This is a genomic window from Streptomyces sp. NPDC045470 (assembly GCF_040646595.1).
Lineage (GTDB): Bacteria > Actinomycetota > Actinomycetes > Streptomycetales > Streptomycetaceae > Streptomyces.
Window position 1 is genome coordinate 743,687 of record NZ_JBEZAN010000002.1, and the last position, 23,903, is coordinate 767,589.

Annotated in this window: 15 protein-coding genes; 4 read left to right on the forward strand and 11 right to left on the reverse strand. The window is 73.7% G+C overall.

Annotated elements, in window-relative coordinates:
- The first annotated feature begins 83 nt into the window (after positions 1–83).
- Together AB0A97_RS09640 and AB0A97_RS09645 are read left to right on the forward strand one after the other, a co-directional pair.
- Positions 84–1,229 (forward strand): TOMM precursor leader peptide-binding protein, encoded by a 1,146-nt coding sequence (locus tag AB0A97_RS09640; protein WP_361146881.1) that lies wholly within the window; start codon positions 84–86, stop codon positions 1,227–1,229.
- A gap of 34 nt (positions 1,230–1,263) precedes the next feature.
- Positions 1,264–2,676: an AarF/ABC1/UbiB kinase family protein gene (locus AB0A97_RS09645; protein WP_361146884.1), complete on the forward strand. Its 1,413-nt coding sequence runs from the start codon at positions 1,264–1,266 to the stop codon at positions 2,674–2,676.
- Between the two features lie 52 nt (positions 2,677–2,728).
- On the opposite strand, the gene AB0A97_RS09650 is transcribed toward AB0A97_RS09645, so the two are convergent.
- From AB0A97_RS09650 to AB0A97_RS09670, 5 genes are all read right to left on the reverse strand, one after another.
- Positions 2,729–2,929, reverse strand: coding sequence for a hypothetical protein (locus AB0A97_RS09650; protein ID WP_361146887.1), 201 nt, complete (start codon positions 2,927–2,929; stop codon positions 2,729–2,731).
- A 162-nt stretch (positions 2,930–3,091) separates the two neighbouring features.
- The gene (locus tag AB0A97_RS09655; protein ID WP_361146889.1) at positions 3,092–3,421 is read right to left on the reverse strand and encodes a hypothetical protein; all 330 of its coding nucleotides are present in this window, start codon (positions 3,419–3,421) and stop codon (positions 3,092–3,094) included.
- Positions 3,418–3,771, reverse strand: coding sequence for a WhiB family transcriptional regulator (locus AB0A97_RS09660; RefSeq protein ID WP_003984433.1), 354 nt, complete (start codon positions 3,769–3,771; stop codon positions 3,418–3,420). Before AB0A97_RS09660 ends, AB0A97_RS09655 begins: the two co-directional genes overlap by 4 nt.
- Positions 3,772–3,891: 120 nt before the next feature.
- On the reverse strand, positions 3,892–4,224 hold the full coding sequence (locus tag AB0A97_RS09665) for a hypothetical protein (protein WP_361146892.1): 333 nt from the start codon (positions 4,222–4,224) through the stop codon (positions 3,892–3,894).
- Positions 4,225–4,366: 142 nt separating this feature from the next.
- A complete protein-coding gene (locus tag AB0A97_RS09670) occupies positions 4,367–6,643 on the reverse strand; it encodes an ATP-dependent DNA helicase UvrD2 (RefSeq protein ID WP_361146895.1) in 2,277 nt (758 codons plus the stop codon).
- A 197-nt stretch (positions 6,644–6,840) separates the two neighbouring features.
- Here AB0A97_RS09670 and AB0A97_RS09675 point away from each other — a divergent pair, with 197 nt between their 5' ends.
- Positions 6,841–7,095, forward strand: a complete 255-nt coding sequence (locus AB0A97_RS09675) for a mycoredoxin (protein ID WP_361146898.1) — start codon at positions 6,841–6,843, stop codon at positions 7,093–7,095.
- A 124-nt stretch (positions 7,096–7,219) separates the two neighbouring features.
- On the opposite strand, the gene AB0A97_RS09680 is transcribed toward AB0A97_RS09675, so the two are convergent.
- The 6 genes from AB0A97_RS09680 to AB0A97_RS09705 all read right to left on the reverse strand — a co-directional run bounded on the left by AB0A97_RS09680 (position 7,220) and on the right by AB0A97_RS09705 (position 20,562).
- Entirely contained in the window at positions 7,220–8,323 is a 1,104-nt protein-coding gene (locus AB0A97_RS09680) for a helix-turn-helix transcriptional regulator (protein ID WP_361146901.1), read from the reverse strand.
- A 443-nt stretch (positions 8,324–8,766) separates the two neighbouring features.
- Positions 8,767–9,702: an NAD(+) diphosphatase gene (gene nudC, locus AB0A97_RS09685; RefSeq protein WP_361146904.1), complete on the reverse strand. Its 936-nt coding sequence runs from the start codon at positions 9,700–9,702 to the stop codon at positions 8,767–8,769.
- Positions 9,703–10,496: 794 nt separating this feature from the next.
- On the reverse strand, positions 10,497–11,897 hold the full coding sequence (locus AB0A97_RS09690) for a dipeptidase (protein WP_361146907.1): 1,401 nt from the start codon (positions 11,895–11,897) through the stop codon (positions 10,497–10,499).
- A gap of 56 nt (positions 11,898–11,953) precedes the next feature.
- The gene (locus tag AB0A97_RS09695; RefSeq protein ID WP_361146910.1) at positions 11,954–15,844 is read right to left on the reverse strand and encodes a UvrD-helicase domain-containing protein; all 3,891 of its coding nucleotides are present in this window, start codon (positions 15,842–15,844) and stop codon (positions 11,954–11,956) included.
- Between the two features lie 134 nt (positions 15,845–15,978).
- Positions 15,979–19,506: an ATP-dependent DNA helicase gene (locus AB0A97_RS09700; protein WP_361147386.1), complete on the reverse strand. Its 3,528-nt coding sequence runs from the start codon at positions 19,504–19,506 to the stop codon at positions 15,979–15,981.
- Positions 19,507–20,106: 600 nt separating this feature from the next.
- Entirely contained in the window at positions 20,107–20,562 is a 456-nt protein-coding gene (locus tag AB0A97_RS09705; RefSeq protein ID WP_361146912.1) for an MGMT family protein, read from the reverse strand.
- Positions 20,563–21,368: 806 nt separating this feature from the next.
- On the opposite strand from AB0A97_RS09705, the gene AB0A97_RS09710 reads away from it, so the two are divergent.
- Positions 21,369–23,900, forward strand: coding sequence for a lysylphosphatidylglycerol synthase transmembrane domain-containing protein (locus AB0A97_RS09710; RefSeq protein WP_361147389.1), 2,532 nt, complete (start codon positions 21,369–21,371; stop codon positions 23,898–23,900).
- Positions 23,901–23,903: the final 3 nt, after the last annotated feature.

Consider the following 23,903-nt stretch of genomic DNA (forward strand, 5'->3'; position numbering starts at 1 on the left):
CTGTGGACAACTTCCGACGCCGGTCGCGCGGCCGCGGGATGCTGAAGACCGCTGGACGAGATCCGATCGACGGGGGCGGCTTCATGTATCCGATGCTCAAGCCCGCGCTGCGGCGCGGATGGCGGGACCGGGAGACGGTGCGGTTCGGGGTGGCCCCGGCGCACGCGGTGGAACTGGGCCCGGTGGACACGGCCACCGGGAGTTTTCTGGCCTTGATCGACGGCACCCGCAGCCTGGAACAGCTGGCGGACGCCGCCGAGGAGCTGGGCCTGCCGGCCGGGCACGCGCGGCGGGTGGTGGACCGGCTGGGGCAGGCCGGCCTGCTGGACGCGCCGTCGGCGGGCGGTCCCGCGGCCGACACGGTGCGCGCCGACTCCGCGGCCTTCGGCCGGCTCCGGGCGGACCTCGCGTCGCTGTCCGTGCGCCATCCCGAGGCGGCGGGCGGACTGGAGCGGATGGGGGCGCGCCGGGCCATACGGGCGCGGGTGCGCGGCGCCGGACGGGTGGGTGCTGCGGTGGCGGCCCTGCTCTCGGCGGCGGGTATCGGGCGGGTGGAGGTGCAGGACGGCGGGAAGGTCGAACCCTGGGACGTCGTGCCGGGCGGCGTGCGGGCGGAGCAGATCGGTGCGCGCCGGGACACCGCGGCCCGCAGCCTGGTCCACCGCTCCTCACCCTGGTCACGGCGGCTGCGGCCGGGGAGCGGACCGTCGGACGCGGGGGAGCCGGGCCTCGGGCTCGTCGTGATCGCGCCGCGCGACGGCCTCGCCGCCTACGCGCCCGACCCGGTCCTGTACGAGCCCTTCGTGACCGCGGGAATCCCGCATCTGTTCGCCGGGGTGGTCGAAGGGACCGGAGTGGTGGGTCCGCTGGTCCTGCCGGGTGGCTCCTCCTGCGCGGGCTGCCTCCAACTGCGGCGTACGGACGCGGAGCCGGCCTGGCCGCGACTGCTGGCCCAGTGGCGCTCGGGGCGCGGCGCACCGGCCGTTCCGGCGTGCGACGCGGCTCTGGCGACAGCGGTGGCGGGGCTCGCCGCCGTACAGGCGCTGGCGTTTCTGGACGGTCAGTTGCCACCCTGCACAGGAGCCCGGATGGAGGTCGCGCTGCCCTGTGCGGACTGGCGGACGACCAGGGTCGCGCCGCATCCGGAGTGCGGCTGCGGCGCGGCGGGACCGGCCGGCGCCACGGGCGCCTCGGATCCGCTTCGGCGACACGTAACAATGGCGGAGTAACCCCGGTTGGGGACAGTGTGAGTTGGAGGGGCGCATGTCAGATCTTCCCCGCAAGGCGGTCACCCGTACCGCCAAGCTGGCCGCGCTGCCACTGGGATTCGCCGGCCGCGCCACCTGGGGGCTGGGCAAGCGGATCGGCGGCAGGTCGGCGGACATCGTCGGCCGCGAGCTCCAACAGCGGACCGCCGAGCAGCTCTTCCGGGTGCTCGGCGAGCTGAAGGGCGGCGCCATGAAGTTCGGGCAGGCGCTGTCGGTCTTCGAGTCGGCGCTGCCGGAGGAGATCGCCGGCCCGTACCGCGCCGCGCTCACCAAACTTCAGGAAGCCGCGCCGCCGATGCCGACCGATTCGGTGCACGCGATCCTGGCGGAGCGGCTGGGGGCGGACTGGCGTGAGCTGTTCACGGAGTTCGAGGACAAGCCGTCGGCGGCCGCGTCGATCGGCCAGGTGCACCGCGCGGTCTGGCACGACGGCCGGGAGGTGGCGGTCAAGGTCCAGTACCCGGGAGCGGGAGCGGCCCTGCTGTCCGACCTGTCCCAACTGGGCCGTTTCGCCCGGCTGCTCGGGCCGCTGATCCCCGGTATGGACATCAAGCCGCTGATCTCCGAGCTGCGGGACCGGGTCTCCGAGGAGCTGGACTACGCCCTGGAGGCGGAGGCCCAGCAGGCACACGCCGAGGAGTTCGCCGACGATCCCGACGTACGGGTGCCCGCGGTGGTCCACCAGAGCGACCAGGTGCTGGTGACCGAGTGGATGGAGGGCGTCCCCCTCTCGGAGGTCATCGCGAACGGCTCCCAGGAGGAGCGCGACCGGGCCGGTCAGCTCCTCGCCCGCTTCCTCTTCTCCGGCACCGCGCGCACCGGTCTGCTGCACGCCGACCCGCACCCGGGCAACTTCCGGCTGCTGACCGGCGACGCGCCCGGCGGTCCCGCGGAGAAGTGGCGGCTGGGCGTCCTGGACTTCGGGACGGTCGACCGGCTGCCGGACGGCCTGCCGTCCACGATCGGCGCCTCACTGCGCATGACGCTCGACGGTGAGGCCGAGGCGGTCTACGAGCTGCTGCGCGAGGAGGGCTTCGTCAAGGAGTCCATCGAGCTGGACCCCGACGCGGTGCTGGACTATCTGCTCCCGATCATCGAACCGGCCCAGGTGGACGCCTTCACCTTCACCCGCTCCTGGATGCGCACCCAGGCCGCGCGCATCGCCGATCCCCGCTCCCCCGCCTACCAGCTCGGCCGCCAGTTGAACCTGCCCCCTTCCTACCTGCTCATACACCGCGTGACGCTGAGCACGATCGGCGTCCTGTGCCAGCTGGGAGCCACCGTCCGCCTGCGCGACGAGCTGGAGTCCTGGCTCCCTGGCTTCACCACCGACGCCGCCTCCGCCGACGCTTCCGCCCCGTCCGTCCCCGGACAGAGCAACCCCGCGGAGGAGGAGACACCGGCCTGAGGCGCGGGCCAGAGCCTGCGGCGCGGGCCAGGCGGGAGCCGCCGGCCGCCGTTCACCGCGTCGGCACCGGGTCCAGGTGGGATTCGATGACGCGGAGGTTGGCCCGGGTGCAGGTGTCGCAGAGGTGCTGGCGGGTGCCGTTGGCGATGGTGCAGGTCCAGGTGGCCGGGGTGCCCTCGGCCGTGGCTCCGCACTGGGCGCACTCCGCGTCGTCGGTGGTCAACCCCGCCTGTTCATAAGTCTTCTGGTTCATCAGCCGACAATATCCCCGTCACCGCCGGGAAAGGGGGCACAACGCCTCAGGGGCCGCCCAGTTGGACAGCCCCTGAGATGTGTGATGTTGCGGTGGCCGCCTGATGCGGTGGGGACACCGCCGGGCGGCCCGGCACCGTACGGATGCCGGGCAGCCGACGGGTCACTGCATGACGGCCATGGCCAGAGCGCGCCGGGCGCGCAGCGACGCCCGCTCGGCGCGGCGCTGCATGCGCCGGGCCGCGGCGAGGCGCTGGGCCCTGCGTTCGGACTCGGCCTCCTGGAGGCGCTGTTGCATATGTGCGCGCGCCAGGGCTTCTGGGATGAGTTGCATTTCACGGGTCCTGTTCTGACGCGACTCGATCACGCCGGAGTTCGCTGGTGCGGTGGTGTCGGTGAGGGTGGGGTTCATCGGGTCCTGCTTCTGGGGGTCCCGCTGGGCGGGACGGTCGATCGTTCCTGTGCCGCTGGTGTACGTGCCGCCGAGATTCATGCCGCGACCGGGTTCTTGCGCGGGCGGCCACGCGGACGCTTGCGGGGCACCACGACGCCCTGGACGAACAGTTCGCCGCCCCAGACGCCCCATGGCTCACGACGGTCCTTGGCGCCGGCGAGACACGCCTCGCGCACCGGGCAGGTCTGGCACAGGGACTTGGCGTACTCCACGTCGGCCGGGGTCTCGGCGAAGAAGACCTCGGGGTCGTAGGTACGGCACGGCACGGCGGCGCCGAGTCGGTCGATCTCGTCGTCGAGCTCGGTGAGGGGCAGCAAAGGGGTCTCCTGGGAGTCGGGCGGGGGGATCAGGTCGGTGGCGACGGACGGGGTGTGCGTCTGGAGTTGCACGGTGGTGTGTTCCTCGTCTGTTCGGCCCGGCTGGTGGCTGGGCTCATGGGCAAAGCAAAAGGGCCGCGGATCCCGGTGTGGGTTCCGCGGCCCTGGAAGGTGCCGACCTGATCATGCGAATCAGGCTGGATCTCTCCAGGGTTCGTGCCCGCGGTGGGCCCACGTGTCCTGCTGCGTCTCGTACTGCTTCCGGGATTCGGCACCGTTGGCCGCCGCGCCGGCGAAGGCATGCGCATTCGATGCCTGTGCCGCTGCCGCTACTGCGGGTGCCTGGGTCGGTCGCTCGTCGCACTCGTTCTTGGGCAGGGACACCAAGGAAGCGGCACGGGAGACCTCAAGACCGGACAGCCGACCGAAGCCGGACAGACCGGTGCCCGGGAGCGAGGCGCCGAGCATGCAGGTGGCGACGACCGAACGATCGGTCATTTTCTGGGTCTCGATGAAGCTGATCACTGGTCTCGCCTCCTCTCGGCGTCTCGGCGGACCGGAAAATCCGGTCCGGGCTTGTTCAGTACAACACGAAACCGGCGGATCCCGGAAGGCCCGTCGTCTTCGTGCCTGTGAAGGCTATGGGGATGCGCTCCGCGCGCGCAAACTATTTTTCTGACGACTTTCCGGAGGTTCTTGCACCGCCCTCCGGAAGATCGTCCGGCGACGGCCCGTCCGCTGCCGGAACGAGCTCCTCACCTGCGCACAGCGCGAGGACGTCGGCGCCGAATCTGCCCAGCTTGCGTCCCCCCACACCAGGGATGCCCGCCAGCTCCCCTTCGGTTCCCGGAACGGCCTCGGCGATCGCCATCAGCGTCTTGTCCGTGAAGACGCAGTACGCCGGCTGGCCCAGCCGCCGTGCCCGCTCGGCCCGCCAGTCGCGCAGCCGCCCGTACAACGCCTCGTCGAGCTCACAGGGGCAGTCGTCGCAGCGCATGAGCTTCATTTCACCCGCATCGGTGAGCGTCTTGCCGCAGACCCGGCAACGGGCGGGCGACCGGGTCCGGCGCTTGCCCGCGCCCCGGGCCATGGCGCCGCCCCGCTCGACACCGCCCGCGGCGGCAGCCGCCGCCCGGCGCCCCGCGCCCCCCGAACCGGGCCGCAGGCCGTCCAGGAAGCGGCTGGGCCGCCGGACGGCGCGGCCGCCGGGTGCGCGCGACAGGGACCACGAGAGCCCCATATGCAGGCGGGCCCGGGTCACGCCCACGTACAGCAGGCGGCGCTCCTCCTCGACCTGCTCGTCGGTCTTGGCGTAGGTGATCGGCATCATGCCCTCGGTGAGGCCGACCAGGAAGACGGCGTCCCACTCCAGGCCCTTGGCCGCGTGGAACGAGGCGAGCGTCACACCTTCGACGGTCGGCGCGTGCTGGGCGTTGGCCCGCTCGTCCAGCTCGGCGACCAGGTCGGCGAGGGTGGCCGCCGGCCGGGCCTCGGCGAAGTCCTCGGCGAGGCGGACCAGCGCGGCCAGCGACTCCCAGCGGTCCCGCACGGCGCCGGAGCCGGCCGGGGGCACACTCGTCCACCCCATGTCGCTCAGCACCGCCCGGACCTCGGACGGGAGGTCCACAGCGTCGTCGAGGAGGGCGTCGTTGGCGCCGAAGCGGGCGGCGCCGCGCAGCTTGACGCCCGCCTCGCGCACCTCGGGCCGCTCGAAGAACCGCTCGGCACCGCGGAGCTGGTACGGCACGCCGTGGTCGGCGAGGGCCTGCTCGTAGACCTCGGACTGCGCGTTGATGCGGAACAGGACCGCTATCTCGCTGGCCGGCACGCCGGACGCGATCAGATCGCGGATACGGCGGGCGGTGCCCTCCGCCTCCGCCGGCTCGTCCGCGTACTCCGTGTAGGCGGGCTCGGGGCCGGCGTCCCGCTGCGAGATCAGCTCCAGCCGGTGCTCGGCGGCGCGGCCGCGCGCCTGGGAGAGCAGCCCGTTGGCGAGGTGCACGACCTGGGGGGTGGAGCGGTAGTCCCTGACCAGCTTCACGACGGTGGCGTTCGGGTGGCGGGTGCGGAAGTTCAGCAGGTGGTCGGGGGTGGCGCCGGTGAAGCTGTAGATCGTCTGGCTGGCGTCGCCGACGACGCAGAGGTTGTCGCGGTCGCCGAGCCACAGGTCGAGCAGCCGCTGCTGGAGCGGGCTGACGTCCTGGTACTCGTCCACGACGAAGTGCTGGTACTGGGCGCGGACCTGCTCGGCGATGTCGTGCCGGTCCTGCAGGACGCCGACCGTCAGCAGCAGCACGTCCTCGAAGTCGATGGTCCCCCGGTCGCGCTTGAGCTGCTCGTACGTGCCGTAGATCTGCCCGATCTCGGCCGGGTCGCGGGGGGCCTCGCGCCCGGCCTTGTGCACGGCGGCCGGGTAGTCGGCGGGCACGGTCTGGGTGACCTTGGACCACTCGATCTCGCCCGTGACGTCACGCAGCTCGTTGCGGTCCAGGCGAATCCGGCAGCGGGCAGCGGCCTCCGCGACCACCTGGACCTTGCGCTCCAGCAGTCTCGGCACCTCGCCGCCGACCGCCTTCGGCCAGAAGTACTGGAGCTGGCGCAGCGCGGCCGAGTGGAACGTCCGGGCCTGCACCCCGCCCGCCCCCAACTGCCGCAGCCGCCCGCGCATCTCCCCCGCCGCGCGGGCGGTGAAGGTGACGGCGAGCACCGTGGACGGCTGCAGGATGCCCGCACGCACGCCGTACGCGATGCGGTGGGTGATCGCGCGGGTCTTGCCCGTCCCGGCGCCCGCCAGGACACACACGGGGCCGTGCAGGGCCGTGGCGACCTCGCGCTGCTCGGGGTCCAGGCCGTCGAGCACCGCGTCGGCACCCTCGGGCGTGGCCGGGAACTGGGTCGCGGCCGCAACCTGCGGGAAGAGAGTGGAGTCCGATGCTGCTGTCACCCGACCATGCTGCCAGGTCGACCGGGGCAGCCGGGAAAGTTGTCCACAGCCGTCACCCCGCGGTCGTACGAATACGCGGGCCTACAGAAGTGGAACCGTACGCGTACGGGAGCGGCCCGGCACGGGCGGGAATGGTCCGGGGCGGGCAGGCGTTCTCGTACTGCAAACACGCCGAGCTTGAAGGAGCGCGAGGACCCATGGCGGGCACTGTGACGATGTACAGCACCACGTGGTGCGGCTACTGCCGTCGGCTGAAGGGCCAGATGGACCGCGAGGGCATCGCGTACACCGAGATCAACATCGAGCACGACCCCGAGTCCGCGGCGTTCGTCGAGAAGGCCAACGGTGGCAACCAGACCGTGCCGACCGTCCGGATCGTTCCCGCCTCGGGCGAGGAGTCGGTCATGACGAACCCGTCCCTGGCCCAGGTCAAGCAGGCACTCGGCGTCTGAGCGACGGCTCGCACCGAGCCCACGGGTTCACGCGGGCGAACCCCCGGTCGTCTCGGCCGGGGGTTCGTCGTACGCGCGCCCGGCGCGGCCGGGAGGAGCGTCGTCGTCCGAGACGAGGGCCGCGTCAAGCCTTGACCTCTGCCATGAGCATACGCAGCGTGAGCGAGTGTTTCCCGGGCGGCAGCCGGTCCAGAGCCGCCTGCGCGTACGCCACCCCTCCGGCACGGTCGCCGGACCGTGCCAGCATGAGCCCGCGGTGCATCTCCAGGTGCGTGGCGAACCTCGGCAGGCTCACCGGAAGCTCGCGGTGTGCCCGCTCCTGGGCGTCGACCGCGCCCCTCTCGTCCCCCAGACGGGCGAGCAACAGCGACAGGAAGACGTTCATACGCCACCAGGGCACGGCGTAGTCCGACGTCTGCTCGTGGGAACCGGCGCGGTCGAAGAGGCGTCGGCCGCGTTCGGCCAGCCGTTCGGCGGTCGCCCTGTCGCCCCGCACCGCTGCCGCGTGGGCTTTCCCCATCACGGCGTTCACCAGCCCGAGAGACGGCTCCTCGGAGATCGCCATGGCCTGGTCCGCCAGGATGTCGGCGACGCCAAGGGAAGCGCCCTCGTACCCGAGGGCGATCGCGGCACGGCCGCGCACCCATACGCGGGCCCGTTCGTCTCCGGACCGGTCGGCGGCCCGGACGGCGGTGCGGTACCAGGAGACGGCCTTGGCGCCGTCCGAGCCGGGGAACGTCTTGGCGTACAGGGTCATGAGCCGTGCGGCCACCGACCACAGGCGAGGGTCGTCGAGCTGCTGCTGCACCACGACGAGTTCACCGGCCACGCGGCGCTGGATGTCGGCGGCCCCCATCGACATGTAGTCGGTGCCGTACGTGGCCAGCTTGGCTTCCCACTGTTCCGCCGACGGGCCGCCGCGCAAGCGAGCGGCGAAACCCACGCTGAGCAGGTCGGAGGCGACCACGGGGGCTATCGCGGTGGCGGCCACGTCGCTGATGAAGGCACGCCGGCCCACTTCACCCTCAAGAGTGGCCGGCGGAACGTCCAGGACGGCCGACAGGTGGCGGAGGTGATAGGCCCCCGGTACCACCTTGGAACACTCCCAGCGGCTCACGTATTCACGCGTCAGCCCTGTACCGAACATCTTGTTGATCTCCGAAGCCAGCCGCCCCTGACTCCAGCCGCGAGCCTTGCGCAGATTCCTGATGAGCTCCCCGATGGGCATGGACCCATAGTGCTCCTTCGCCCGCTGCCCGGGGGGCAACAGACGGTGCTGCACCAGAACTTGCCCCTATGGATGCCACTGGGCGCCAGGTCCATACAGGTCGATCGTGTCGGTATGACAGAAGGCGCGGCGTGCAGGAGCGAGGTGTGCGAAGTGTGCGAGCTGTTGAAGGCGCTCGAAAGGGACGGGCGGGAGAGGCGGGACCAGTCGCGGGAGGTCGACGCCCGGGTACGGTACCGGCGCCATATGAGGGAGGCGCACCAGCGGGAGGTTCCGCTGCCGGGGTGAGGGGTGCGGGCGGCGTGGTTCCGGCGTGCCCGTTTCCTTGTGGCGTTTGTGCGGCCAAGGGCAGACAGCCCAGACGGTAGCCGCAGCCGGTGCAGAACCCGGGGCCTGGTGGCGGGGCCGGGCCGGGGCCTGTCGCGGCCCCGGCCGGGGTGGTCCTACGGCTTGGGCAAGGGCTTGCCGTACCAGGCTTCGATGAGGCGGGCGGCGATCGAGATGCCGTACGGGGGCAGGACCTCGCCGGACTCGAAGGCGGCCTTCAGGTCCTCGCGGGAGAACCAGCGGGCCTCTTCGATCTCCTCGCCGTCGACCTGGATCTCGGAGGACGTGGCGCGGGCCATGAAGCCGAGCATCAGGCTGGACGGGAAGGGCCACGGCTGGCTGGCGACGTACTCGACGTCGCCGACGACCACGCCCGCCTCCTCGAAGACCTCGCGGGCCACCGACTGCTCGATGGACTCACCGGGCTCCACGAAGCCGGCCAGGGTGGAGAAGCGGCCCTCCGGCCAGTGCACCTGGCGGCCGAGGAGCGCGCGGTCCTCCTCGTCCGTGACCAGCATGATCACGGCGGGGTCGGTGCGCGGGTAGTGCTCGGCGCCGCAGGCGGGGCAGCGGCGGATGTGACCCGCCGCCGCGATGACGGTGCGTTCGCCGCAGCGGGAGCAGAAGCGGTGCAGGCGCTGCCAGTTCTCCAGGGCGACGGCGTGCACGAGCAGCCCGGCGTCGCGCGGGGACAGCAGCAGGCCCGCCTCGCGCAGGCCGGCGGGGCGCGCGGACTGGTCCATGCGCCCCGGGAGCGAGTCCTTCTGGAGCGCGAAGTAGCGCACGCCGTTCTCGTCGGTGCCGAGGAAGTAGCGGTGCGTCTCGGTGAGCGGCGCCTCGAAGGACGGCGTCATCACCAGTTCGGTGCGGCCGTCGGGGGTGTCGTCGACCAGTGCCTGGCCTCCGGAGACCACGAAGACGCGCGTCGTCGGGTGGCTCCAGGCCGCCGCGAGCCACGCCTCGTCGAGGCGGTGGTGGGCGGCTCTGTCGATGCCGCTCGGCGCGCTGAACGTGATCGGCCGGTCGGCGCTGTGGTCGGTCCAGGTGGTCACTGCGGTTTCCAACTCCCCCTATGGGCGTGGGTGGTTGCTGCTCACGAGCACGGCCGCCGGACGAACGGCGGTGCGGGCTCCTCGGGCGGCGGTGCAAGCGGCGTGGGTGGTACGGCGGCGGGTGCGCAGGGTGGGTGGTGGCGCGGGAGGACGGGTGTGGGTGTCGGGGCGAGCCACCGGGCGAACGCCAGGGCGGGTGCTGAGGCGGGGTCCGAGGCGGGTGCCGAGGCGGACGCCGAGGCGGACGCCGAAGCAGGTCCCGGGGCGAGGTCCAGGACGGGTGCCAAGGCAGGTCCCGGGGCGGGGCCCGGGGCGGGCGCCAAGGCAGGTCCCGAGGCGGGATCCAGAGTGGGTGCTGTGCGTCGGGCTCCCGGCGGCACGGAGTTCCGGGCCGGTCACGGGCACGGGCACGGTCGCAGCCGTGGTCACGGCCGGCCCGCGTACGGACCGGCGGTCCCCGCGTACGGACCGGCCGACCTCGCGTACGGACCGGCCCGCCTCGCACGCGAACCAACCGCCTTCCGACACGGACCGGCCCGCCTCGTGTGCCGAGCCCCAGGACGTCGGGGTCTCCGGCCCGGTCACGAGCGCGGCCGTACCGCTCACGAGTCGGCCGGTCCTCTGCCCCGGACGCCCGGCCACCGCGCCCACCCGCCCGGTCACGGACACGGCCGCGCCGCCCCCGGGACGGGAGCCGGATGCGGCATCCGCCCAGGGGTGGGCGCCGGGCGTCACCGTGGAGCGGCCCGTCGGCCCGGTCACGGCCACGGGCGTCGGTGCGGTGTGGTCACGGATCAAGCGACGCGCCAGTTCTCCGCCAGGTCGCCCCACAGGTGCGCGGCGGTCTCGACGCCCTTCATCAGCAGGTCCAGCTCGACCTTCTCGTTCGGGGCGTGCCAGCCGTCCGAGGGGATGGATATGCCGAGGAAGAGGACCGGTACGCCGAGGACGTCCTGGAGGTCGGCGGCCGGGCCCGAGCCGCCCTCGCGGGTGAACCGGATCTTCTGGCCGAAGGCGCGGCCCATGGCCCGTACGACGGACTGCAGGGCGGGGTGGTCGAGCGGGGTCAGGCAGGGGCGGGTGGCGCCCCAGAAGGTGATCTCGTGGCGGATGCCGTCGGGCAGCCGGGCGGCGACCCAGTCCCGTACGGCCTGCTGCACGGCGGCCGTGTCCTGGCCCGCCACCAGGCGGAAGGACAGCTTCAGTTGCGCCGCCGACGGCACGATGGTCTTGCCGCCGGGGCCCTGGTAGCCGCCGCCGATGCCGTTGACCTCGGCGGTGGGGCGGGCCCAGATGCGCTCCAGGGTGCTGTGGCCGGTCTCGCCGAGCGCGGCGTGGGAGTGGGCGGTACGCAGCCACTCGGACTCGTCGAAGGGCAGCTCGGCGAAGAGTTCGCGCTCACGGTCGGTCAGCTCGACGATGCCGTCGTAGAAGCCGGGGACCGCGACCCGGCGGTCCTCGTCGTGGAGGGCGGCGGCCAGGCGGGCGGCCTCGGTCGCGGGGTTGGGCACCGCGCCGCCGAAGGAGCCGGAGTGGATGTCCTGGTCGGGGCCGTACAGGTCGATCTGGCAGTCGGTGAGGCCGCGCATGCCCGTGCAGACGGTCGGGGTGTCCTTGGACCACATGCCGGTGTCGGAGACGATCACGGCGTCGCAGGCCAGACGGTCCGCATGCTTGGTGATCAGGGCGGGGAAGTTCGGGGAGCCGGACTCCTCCTCGCCCTCGATGAGGAGCTTGAGGTTGACGGCCGGGGCGGTGCGGCCGGTCGCGGCGAGGTGGGCGCGGACGCCGAGGGTGTGGAAGAACACCTGGCCCTTGTCGTCGGCGGCGCCGCGTGCGTACAGCTTGCCGTCGACGGTCTGCGGCTCGAAGGGGTCGGTGTGCCAGCCGTCCTCACGGGCGGCGGGCTGCACGTCGTGGTGGCCGTAGACGAGGACGGTGGGGGCCGACGGGTCCCCGGAGGGCCACTCCGCGAAGACGGCGGGAGCACCGTCCGTCGCCCAGATCTCGGCGGTGGGGAAGCCGGTCGCGGTGAGCCGGCCGGCCAGCCATTCGGCGCTGCGGCGCACGTCGGCGGCGCGCTCCGGGTCGGCGGACACCGAGGGGATGCGCAGCCAGGCGGCCAGGTCGTCGAGGAACTCTTCGCGGTGGACGTTGATGTAGGCGCGGACGGCGCTGTCCGAGGTGGTGCTCATGTGTCCGAGCCTATCCGGCTCGCGGGCGCGGTCGGCCGCCGGTCTCATCGATCTTGTCACCTCTGCTCTCCTCCCGCGGTGTCCGTCTCCGCGTCTCTCCCCACGTCTCTCTCCGCGTCCGTCTCCACGGCTGCCTCGCCGATGGTCCGTGCGGGTTCGCCGAGCAGGATGCGTTCCAGTCCGGCACGGTCGGGCAGCCGCGGCGGCCGGACCGTCTCGCCGCTGCGTACGTACAGGAACGCGGCGTCGACCGCGGACAGCGGCAGGCCGTGCTGCTCGGCCCAGGCCACCCGGTAGAGGGCGAGCTGCAGGGGGTCGGCGGTCTGCGCGTGGTGGGTCTTCCAGTCGATGATCTCGTACCTGTCCCCCTGGGGGCCGCGGCTGCGGTAGACGGCGTCGATACGGCCGCGGATCACCCGGCCCGCGAGGGTGACCTGCACCGGAACCTCGATGCGGTACGGGGTGCGCCGGGCGTACGGGGTGCGGGCGAAGGCGTCCTTGAGGGCCGCCAGGTCGTCCTCGTCCCTGATCGGGTCCGCTTCTCCGGCCGCTTCCCGTGCGCGGGCTTCGTGGCCGTACGCGCCGCCCGGCAGCTCGTCGGGGCCGAGCAGCGGCAGTGTCAGTTCCTCGAAGCGCGATTCCACCCAGGCGTGGAAGCGCGTACCGCGGCGGGCGGCGGGCCGGGGCGGGTGCGGCATGGGGCGCGCCAGCTCCCGGGTGAAGCCGTCCGGGTCGGACGCGAGCCACAGCAACTGCGAGGCGCTGAGCGAGGACGGCAGGGGCACGTCGCGCACGGTCGCACGGGACCGCCGCAGCTCGTCGGCGAGCGCGTCGAGGTCGCGGTCCCAGGAGGCGACGGTCCGGCGCTCCTCGGGGAGGAGGGCGGGGTCCGGAGCGGTTCGGGGGGCGCGGGCCTGGGCCGGTACGTGAGGCCGCCGGTCATCGGCGCGTGCGGCACCGTCCGAGGGGCGTACGGCACCGTCCGAGGTGCGGGAACCGGTGCCGGTGCCGTCCGGCCGGTCGTCGTCCTCCGGGTGCGCGGGCCGCTCGGCGCTCCAGGCGTCCCAGTCGGCGAGGTCGTGCTCGGGACCGGGGCCGAAGCCGGGCCCTTCGGCGTCGCCGGCTGCGTACGCGTCTTCGTAAGAGGCGCCCTCGCGAGGGTCACCCTCGTAAGGATCGTTCTCATACGGAACGTCCGCGTACGGATCGTCCTCGTACCGGCCGGGTACGGACGCGGCGCCCCCCGCCGCGGGATGCGGGGCGTCGTGGGTGGCCGCGGCCTCCGGACCGCCGGCCGCGGCGGCGTGCGGCAGTGCGGCACCGGCGCTCGTGCCCGCGCCGGTGCCGGCGTCCACGCCTGCGCCTGTACCGGTGCCGGTGCCGCCTCCCGGCATCCCGTCCAGGTACGCCAGGACCGTCGCGGCGGCCGCTCGCCGGCGTTCCTTCGCCACCGCGTCCAGCGGCAGCGGCCATTCCCGTTCGGTCTCCGCCTCCTTCAGCGACGGGTTCTCCGCGCCCTCCTCGGGCGCGTCGGCCCACTCCTCGATCTCGCCGTGACCGGCCTCGCAGTGGGCGCGCAACGCCTCCAGGAAGGCGGACGGGCCGCGGGGCCGCTTCTGGTCGGGGCCCCACCAGTGGCCGGAGCCGAGCAGCAGGGAACGCGGGCGGGTGAAGGTGACGTAGCCGAGGCGCAGTTCCTCGACGGACTGGTGGTCCTTCATCTCCTCCTTGAAGGACTTCAGGCCACGGCTGCTCCAGTCGGCCACGTCCGGCAGTGTCGCGGCGTCGCCGCGCAGGGCGTGCGGCAGCACCTTGGGCCGGGTGAGCCAGGAGTCACGGGCCTGCTCGCTGGGGAACTGCTTGCCGACCAGGCCGGGGACGGCGACCACGTCCCACTCCAGGCCCTTGGACTTGTGGGCGGTCAGCACCTTGACCGTGTTGTCCCCGCCCGGGAGAGAGCTGTCCAGGCCCTTCTCGTGCTGGACGGCCGTGCGCAGGAAGCCCAGGAAGGCGAGGAGCGTCGCGTCGCCGTCCAGGGCCGCGCCGCCCTGCTTGGCGGCGAAACCGGCGGCGATGTCCAGGAAGGTCCCCAGGGTTTCCCGGCGGCGGGCCGCCAGCGCGCGCGGGGACGCGGACAGCTCGACTTCCAGGCCGGTGACGGACAGCACCCGGTGCAGTACGTCCATCAGGGGATCGCCCGCGGAACGTCGCAGCTCGCGCAGTTCGCGTGCCACGTAGGCGAAGCGGACGCGCGCCTCCGGGGAGAACGGCAGGCCGTCGTCGGGGCGGCCGTCCGACTCCAGGAAGGTGTCGAGCGCGTCGGCGAGCGAGATGGTCTCGGCGGGGTCGACGCCCTCCACGGCCTCGGCCAGCCGCCGTTCGGGGTCCCCGGACTGGCCGTCGCGGTGGACCAGGAGCCGTGCCCGGCGGCCCAGGAGAGCCAGGTCACGGGGGCCGATCTGCCAGCGCGGGCCGATCAGCAGCCGTACCAGGGCGGCGTTGGCCGTGGGGTCCTGGACGACCTCGCACACCGCCACCAGGTCGGCGATCTCGGGCAGGTGCAGCAGCCCGGACAGGCCGACGACCTCGACCGGGATCTCCCGCGCGACCAGCTCGCCCTGGATTCGGGCGAAGTCGCCGGCGGTCCGGCACAGCACCGCGATCTCGCCGGGCGGGGTGCCCGTGCGCACCAGGTGGGCGATGTTCCCGGCGAGCCAGGTCATCTCCTCCGCGTGGGTGGGCAGCAGCGCGCAGCGCACCACGCCGTCGCGCTCCGCGCCCGGCGCCGGACGCAGCGCCTCGACGCCCGCGTGCATGGCGCGGAGCGGCGCGGCGAGCCCGTTGGCCAGGTCGAGCAGGCGGCCGCCGCTGCGGCGGTTCTGGCTGAGGGCGGAGCGGCCGGCCGGGCTGCCGTCCTCGAAGGGGAAGTGGTCGGGGAAGTCGTCCAGGTTGGCGACGGAGGCGCCGCGCCATCCGTAGATGGCCTGGCAGGGGTCGCCGACGGCGGTCACCGCATGGCCCGTACCGCCGCCGAACAGGCCGGAGAGCATGATCCGCTGCGCCACGGAGGTGTCCTGGTACTCGTCCAGGAGGACGACCTTGAACTCCTCCCGGAGCAGCGCGCCCACCTCGGGGCGGGTGGTCGCGAGGGTCGCCGACAGGGCGATCTGGTCGCCGAAGTCGAGCAGCTCGCGCCGCCGCTTCTCGGCGCGGTACGTCCTGACCAGCTCCAGCAGCTCCAGGCGGCCGCGGACCGTCTCGGGCACCTTGCGCAGGTCGGCGTTGGTCAGTTTCACCTGGTCGAGGGCGGCGAGCAGCTCGGTGTCGTACGTCCGCAGCCGGTCCGGCTCCACCAGGTGCTCGGCCAGCTCGCCGTCGAGCGCGAGCAGGTCCTCCACGAGGGCGGGCAGCGACTTCGTCAGGGCGGGATACGGGCCGGGGGCGGTGCGCAGCACCCGGGCGGCGAGCTGGAAGCGGGTGGCGTCGGCGAGGAGGCGGGCGCTGGGCTCCAGGCCGATGCGCAGGCCGTGGTCCTTGAGGAGCTGACCGGCGAAGGAGTGGTACGTGGAGATCCGGGGTTCACCGGGGACGCCGTCCCCGGCGCCCGGGACGCCCCGCCCCGGGCCATCGGAGCCCGGACCGGCCGCGCCGAACGGATCGGCCGGCTCCGTCACCCCGGCCGCCGCCAGAGCCTTGCGGACGCGCTCCGCCAGCTCGCCCGCCGCCTTGTTCGTGAACGTCAGCCCGAGCACCTGCTCGGGAGCCACCTGGCCCGTGCCGACCAGCCACACCACGCGCGCGGCCATGACCGTGGTCTTGCCGGAACCGGCGCCGGCCACGACGACCTGCGGGGCGGGCGGTGCGGTGATGCAGGCCGTCTGCTCCGGGGTGAACGGGATGCCGAGGAGCTCCTTGAGCTGCTCGGGGTCGGTGATGCGAGCTGACACATCCGAGACCGTATCCGCCCCCACTGACAATCGCGGCAAACGCCTGCTGAGCGGGCCGGCGAAGGCGGCGAAGGCCGCCGTTCACCGCGGTGGCCGTCACACCCGCAGCGGGGGGGACCGCCCCGCCGTCCCCGTCAGTCCACCACGTGCTGCCCCTCCGGCAGGGCCGAGCAGGCGCTGCGGAACGTGCAGTGGGTGCAGTGCTGCCCCGTGGTGGGCGTGAAGCGCTCCTCCAGGACGCGGCCCGCGGCGGTGGCGAGCAGCTCGCCCACCCAGTCCCCGTCCAAGGGCCCTTGCGCCTGGACGGCGGGGAGCGCGTCCCCGCCCTCCTTCTGGGGCGCGCCCAGCCGCAGGTGGACGAGTTCCGCGCCGCCCGGCTCGGGCCGCCGCCCCTCGAAGGCGGCGTCCACCGCTCCGGTGCGCACCGCCAACTGGTACACGGCGAGCTGCGGGTGCCGGGCGACCTCCGGCCCGGTCGGCTTCTGCTTGCCGGTCTTGAAGTCGACGACGTACGCCCGGCCCTCCGCGTCCCGCTCGACGCGGTCCATGCTGCCCCGGATGCGGACGGCGTACTCGCCCGCTTCGAGGGTGACGTCGAAGGCGTGCTCGGTCGCGACGGTCTCGCGGCCCAGCGTGCCGCGCTCCATCACGTGCCAGCGCAGGAAGCGCTCCAGTGCGGCGCGCGCGTTGTCCTTCTCCTGCCGCGACTTCCAGGGCGCGTCGAAGGCGAGCGCGTCCCATACGGAGTCCAGGCGCTCCATCAGGACGGACAGGTCGGCAGGGGTACGGCCGGAGGCGACCTCGTCGGCGAGTACGTGGACGACGTTGCCGAAGCCCTGGGCGGCGGTCGCGGGCGTGTCCGCCTTCACCTCGCGTCCCAGGAACCACTGGAGCGCGCAGGTGTTGGCGAGCTGGTCCAGCGCGCTGCCGGAGAGCGTCACGGGGCGGTCGCGGTCGCGCAGCGGTACGGCACTGTGCGTCGGCTCGTACAGGCCCCACCACTGGTCCGGGTGGGCGGCCGGCACCAGCGGCTGGCCGTCGTCGTCGCGCAGCGCCGCCAGCTTCGCCAGCCGGCGCGCGGCGGCCTCCCGCAGCGCCGGAGTGGCGTCCGGGTCGACGGTGGTGGCCCGCAGCTCCGCGACGAGCGCGGCGACCGACAGCGGACGGCGGGGGCGCCCGGTGACGTCCTGCGGCTCCACGCCCAGCTCCGTCAGGAAGCGGGACGGCTGGTCGCCGTCGTCGGACGCGGCCTTGACGGCGGTGACCACCAGGCGCTCCCTGGCCCGGGTCGCCGCCACGTAGAACAGCCGGCGCTCCTCGGTGAGCAGCGCGCCCGGGGGCAGCGGCTCGGCCAGTCCGTCGCGGCCGATCCGGTCCGCCTCCAGGAGCGAACCGCGCCGGCGCAGGTCGGGCCAGAGCCCTTCCTGTACGCCGGCCACCACGACGAGCCGCCACTCCAGCCCCTTGGAACGGTGCGCGGTCATCAGGCGCACCGCGTCCGGCCGGACGGTCCGGCGGGTCAGGGTGTCGGCGGCGATGTCCTGGGCGTCCAGCTCCTCCAGGAAGTTCAGGGCGCCCCGGCCGCCGGTACGGGCCTCCGCCCGGGCGGCGGTCTCGAACAGCGCCACGACGGCGTCCAGGTCGCGGTCGGCGTTACGGGCCGCCGCGCCGCCGCGCCGGGCGGTCCGCTCCAGCCGCTGGGACCAGGTGGGGGTGCCGTCCCACAGGGTCCACAGGGCCTCTTCGGCGGTGCCACCGTGGGCCAGCAGGTCGCGGGTGGTGCGCAGCAGCTCGCCGAGCTGCCGTGCGCCCCGCGCGTACGCCGGATCGTGCGCGACCAGGCGCTCCGGTTCGGCGAGGGCCCGCGCGATCAGTTCGTCGGAGGGCCGCGGTACGTCGTGCCCGGCGGCCCGTTCCTCCTCGCGCAGCGCCCGCCCGAGCCGGCGCAGGTCGGCGGCGTCGAGACCGCCGAGGGGGGAAGTCAGCAGGTCTATGGCCGTCTCGGCGGAGAGCCCGGGCGCCGTCTCGGGAACCCGGTCTGCCGGTACGGGGGCATCAGCAACGGAAACATCATCGGCAGGGGCGTCAACGGCAGGGGCGTCAACGGCCGAGACGCCATCGGCAGGGGCATCAGCGGCCGAGACGGCATCGTCCGAGGCGCCCTCGGACGAGATGCCCACGCCTGAGGCGTCCTCGGCCGAGGCATCAGCAACGGAGTTCCCATCACCGTCGGCCGGCACATCGGCATCAGGCACGTGCGCCTGCGCTGCCGCAGGCGCGGCAGCCGCCGAAGCCGCCACCCGCAGGGCCGTCAGCAGCGGTGCCACCGCCTGCTCCTGCCGCAGCGGCAGCTCGTCGCCGTCGATCTCCAGGGGCACACCGGCCGTGGTCAGGGCCCGGCGCACGCCGGGGAGGGAACGGGCGCCGGCGCGTACGAGGACGGCCATGTCGCGCCACGGCACGCCGTCCTCCAGGTGCGCGCGCCGCAGGATGTCCGCGATGTTGTCCAGCTCGGCGCCCGGCGTCGGGTACGTGTAGACCTCGACGCGGCCGCCGTCCCGTACCGCCGCCAGGTCGCGGTGTGCCCGTACCGCCCGGGCCGGGAGGCGGGTCAGCGGCATACGGGCGGTAAGCCGCCGGGTGGCCGCCAGCAGGGCCGCGCCCGAGCGGCGGGAGGTGCCGAGCACCTCGACCGGCGCCGGGGTGCCGTCCGTACGGGGGAACATCGCCGGGAAGTCGAGGATGCCGTTGACGTCGGCGCCGCGGAAGGCGTAGATCGACTGGTCCGGGTCACCGAAGGCGACGAGCGTACGGCCGCCGCCGGCCAGCGCGCGCAGCAGCCGCACCTGCGAGGCGTCCGTGTCCTGGTACTCGTCGACGAACACCGCGTCGTAACGCGCCGCCAGTTCCGCCGCGACCTCGTCGCGCTCCGCGAGCAGCACCGCGCGGTGCACCAGTTCGGCGTAGTCCAGCATGCCCTGGGCGTCCAGCACGTCCAGGTACTCGGCGAGGAATCCGGCCGCCGCGCCCCAGTCGGGCCGCCCCGTACGCCGCGCGAAGTCGGCGAGCGCGTCCGGGCCCAGCCCCAGCTCCCGGCTCCGCGCGAGCACCGCGCGGACCTCGTCCGCGAAGCCGCGCGTCGTCAGGCAGGCGCGCAGTTCGTCCGGCCAGCGCACCCGGGCCCGTCCGGCGGCCGCCAGCCCGGCCTGCCCTTCGAGGAGCTCACGCACGACGAGGTCCTGCTCGGGCCCGGACAGCAGCCGCAGCGGGTCGGCGAACAGGTCGGCGTCCTGATGGGCCCGTACGAGCGCGTAGCAGTACGAGTGGAAGGTGGTCGCCTGCGGGGCGGCGGTGCTGCCCAGGCGCGCGGCGATCCGGTCCCGCAGTTCGACGGCGGCCTTGCGGCTGAAGGTCAGCACGAGCAGCCGCTCGGGGTCCGCGCCCTCCTGGACGCGCCGGGCGACCGCCTCCACGAGCGTCGTGGTCTTGCCCGTACCCGGACCGGCGAGGACCAGCAGCGGCCCGCCGCCGTGGTCAACCACAGCGCGCTGACGTGCGTCCAAAGCAGGAGGGTCCGCCGGTCCCGGCCGGGTACGCACCAGTCGGTACGCGCCGGTGGCATCCCGACGCGCCGGCCGCCGGCGCGGCTGCGCGGACGGCATGGCCGAGGCCGAGAAGGAGGAACTCACGTGGATCGCCGGTCCTGGGAGGAGGTGCTGGTCGTGGTGTGCACCGCGGTGCGGGGCGTGGCGGTGCGGCCACCGCGCCGGACGCCGGGCGGCGGGGCGGTGGTACGGAACGTGCCCGACGCTACGCCAGGTGGCGCACGAGCCGCAGTCCGTCCCACGACGGTACGTCGGACGGGGGCGTCCGTGACGGATGCGGCGTACGGGGTGCGTGAGCTGAACGGGCCGGGAGGGCCGCACGGGTCGAACATGGCAGGTCTGCCGGGTGGACCGCACACATCACGTGAGCCGCACGCACTGCGGGAGCCGCACGCACTGCGGGAGCCGCACGCCTTGCGGGAGCCGCACGCGTTGCGGGAGCCGCACGCGCCGCATGGGCAGCACGCGCCTCTGGAGCGCCCGACCATGCCGACCGGGTCAGCACGCGCCGGACCCGCTCGTCACGAACCCGTACGCCTCGGCCCCGCTCGTCACGAACCCGTACTCCTCGGCCCGGCATCCCCCGGACGGACGTACTACGGACGCACCCGCTCCACTCCCACGGATCTCAACAGCCCCGCCGACATCACCGCCCCCTCAGCCCTCCACCCCCGTATCGCGCCCGTCCCACCGGGCCCGTCGCATGTCGAGGCGCGGTACATGCCCCTCGGCGGACCTGGACGCCTCGCGCAGCGGGGTGCCCTCCTCCCGGTAGTGCGCCAACGCGCGCAGCTCGCTGCCCGGCAGCAGCTGCCCGTCCGCGCGCACGACGCGCCACCACGGCACGGCGCCCCCGTACAGCGCCATCACCCGGCCCACCTGGCGCGGCCCGCCCACGCGCCGCCCGGCACCGGCCCCCGCGGGCCCTCCGCCGGAGGGCGGCCCCTGCCCCGGCTCGCCCGGCGGCTCCTCCCCCGCGAGCCACTCGGCGACGTCGCCGTACGTCATCACCCGCCCGGGCGGGATCAGCTCGGCGACGCCGAGGACCCGTTCCGCGTACTCGGGGATCTCCCCGGTGCCGTACTCGGGAATGTCTTCCGCCGTCCCACTCATTCGGCCCATCCTGCACCACACCACCGACAGTCCCGCCCCGTCCGCGCGGCGGCCCGCCGACGGCGTGCGCGGGCGGTCGCGGCGGCGTATGTTCCGTTTCCCGGCCCTTCGAAATGCACCCTGATGCCCCCCGCCTCCTCCCGGCCATGCCACCATCTTCCGGGCGGTGACTGGTGATACGAGATCAAAAAGAGACGGCCGAACAGCAGGGTGCGGTGCCTCCACGGGAGGCCGGCACCCCTGAGGCGCTGTCCTCCGCCACCCCCGCCCGGGGGGACGGAAAACCACGGGGGAAGCCGTCACAGGCTTCCGAGACCGAAAAGGCGAGCACGATCGAGAAGGCCGGAAGAGCCGACGAGCCCGCGAGTCCGGAGGAACCGGAAGGGCCGGCCGGGCCGGCGGGGCCGGACCGGCCCTGCCGGGCCGACACGGCGACCGCTTCCACCGGAGCGGAGGGCACGGCAGAAGAGGAACGCACCGCCGGCGGGACGGCCGGCCCGGACCGGCCGGGCGACACGGGCCGGGCTGCCGGGACGGGAGCGACCGCCGAGGGCGAAGCGACCACCGGGACCGGGGCGACCGCCGAGGCCGGCGCCACCCCCGACCCCGCCACCCCCGACAAAGTTGGCAAAGTCGACAGCACCGAGAAAGCCACCAGCAGCAGCAAGGGCGACAAAAGCAGCAAAACCGACAGGCTCGACCGCCCGGCCCCGCTGCCCGACCACGTAGGCAGCGAGTTCCACGTCGACCAGGTCTCCGGGGACGAGCCGCTGCTGCCCGCCCGGGTGCACCGCCCGTCCGACCTGATGCGCCTGCTGCTCGGCATCGTCGGCATCGCGCTGGTGCTGCTGCTGGCGACGTTCGCGCACGGCACGACCCAGGGTCTCCAGCGCGACATCGGCGAGGGCGCCGGCCTGGCACCCCGCCTGCTGATCAACTTCGCCGGGCTGGCGTCCAGCGTGGCCGTACTGATCGTCCCGGTGGCCTTCGCCATCGAACGGCTGATCAAACGGGACGGGCTGCGGATCGCGGACGGGGTGCTGGCCGCGGTCCTCGCGCACGGTGTCTCGCTCGCCACCGACCTGTGGGTCGCCGAGGCCGCCCCGGAGTCCATCCAGGTCGCGCTGACCCAGCCGCTGGCCAACGGCGGGCTGACCCCGCCGGTGCACAGCTATCTCGCGCCGGTCATCGCGTACATGACCGCGGTGGGGATGTCGCGGCGCCCGCGCTGGCGGGTGGCGATGTGGTGCGTGCTGCTGCTCGACGCGTTCGCCGTGCTCGTGGGCCGGTACACGACGCCGTTCGCCATCGTCACCACCATCCTCATCGGCTGGACGGTGGCCTTCGGGACGCTGTACGCGGTCGGCTCGCCCAATGTCCGCCCCACCGGCCAGAACCTCCTCGCGGGCCTGCGCCGGGTCGGCTTCCACCCCGTCCGGGCGGTGCGCGCCGAGGACATCGGCACCGCCGAGCACCCGGAGCACGCCGACCGCGGCCGCCGCTACATCGTCACCCTGGAGGACGGCCCGCCGATCGACGTCACCGTCGTGGACCGTGAACGGCAGGCCCAGGGCTTCTTCTACCGGGTGTGGCGCCGGCTGTCACTGCGCGGCATCAACCAGCGCCGCAGCCTCCAGTCGCTGCGCCAGGCGCTGGAGCAGGAGGCGCTGCTGGCGTACGCGGCCATCGCGGCCGGCGCCAACGCGCCCAAGCTGATCGCCACCTCCGAGCTGGGCCCGGACGCCGTGATGCTGGTGTACGAGCACATCGACGGCCGGCCGCTGGACTCGCTGCCGGACGAGGAGATCACCGACGATCTGATGGGCAACGCCTGGCGGCAGGTGGCGGCGCTCCAGTCGCGGCGCATCGCCCACCGGCGCCTGGTGGGTGACGCCCTTCTGGTGGATCGTTCCGGCAGGATCTTCCTGACCGATCTGCGCGGCGGTGAGATCGCGGCGGGCGACCTGGTCCTGCGGATGGACATCGCGCAGTTGCTGACCACCTTCGCGCTGCGGGCCGGCGCCGAGCGGGCGGTGGCCGCGGCCGTCGACGTCCTCGGCCCGGACACGGTCGCCGACAGTCTGCCGCTGCTCCAGCCGATCGCGCTGAGCCGCACCACCCGGGCCACCCTGCGCCAGTTGGGCCGCGAGCGTTCCGCGCGGGAGCGGGAGGCGGTCCTGGAGGCGTCGCGCGCCGCCAAGGAGCGCAAGGCTGCCGAGGCGGCCGGGCGGGGCGGCGCGCACACACAGGAACAGCCGGCCAACCGCAAGGTGGCGCGCGCCGAGAAGAACGCCGAGAAGCGGGCGGTCGACGAGGCGCTGGAGGAGGCCCGCGAGGAGGACCTGCTCTCGCAGATCCGCCAGCAGGTGCTGCTGATCCGGCCGACCGCGCCGGTCGAGCCGGCCCGCCTGGAGCGGATCAGGCCCCGCACCCTCGTCAGCTGGATCGCCGGTGTCTTCGCCGCGTACTTCCTGCTGTCGCAGATCACCCACGCCAACTTCGGCCAGGTCGGCGAGGCGCAGTGGCTGTGGGTGGCGGCGGCGATGGCCTTCTCGGCGCTGACCTACCCGGCGGCGGCGATGAGCCTGCTCGGCTTCGTACCGGAGAAGGTGTCCTTCCTGCGGACGGTGATCGCGCAGGTGGCGGGCAACTTCGTCAAGCTGGTCGCGCCGGCCGCGGTCGGCGGGGTGGCGCTGAACACCCGCTTCCTCCAGCGGTCCGGCATCCGGCCCGGCCTGGCGGTGGCGAGTGTGGGCGCGTCCCAGCTCTTCGGCCTGGGCTGCCACATCGTGCTGCTGCTGACCTTCGGCTATCTGACCGGCACCGAGCGCACCCCGTCGCTGTCCCCGTCCCGCGCGGTGATCGCGGGCCTGCTGACGGCGGCCGTGCTGGTGCTGGTGGTCACCGCGGTCCCGGCGCTGCGCAAGTTCATCGCCACCCGCGTACGGTCGCTGTTCGCGGGGGTGGTGCCGCGCATGCTGGACGTGCTCCAGCGTCCGAAGAAGCTGGCGATCGGCATCAGCGGCACGCTGCTGCTCACGGCGGCGAACGTGCTGTGCCTGGACGCCTCGATCCGCGCGTTCGGCGGGGGCGGGCAGCTCAGCTACGCGGCCATCGCGGTGGTGTTCCTCGCGGGCAACGCGGTGGGCTCGGCGGCGCCCACCCCCGGCGGTGTGGCGGCCATCGAGACCGCGCTGACCACCACGCTGACGCTGGCCGGGCTCACCGCGGACATCGCGTTCCCCGCGGTGCTGCTGTTCCGGCTCATGACGTTCTGGCTGCCGGTACTGCCGGGCTGGATCTCGTTCACGCAGCTGACCCGTAAGGGCCAGATCTGAGCG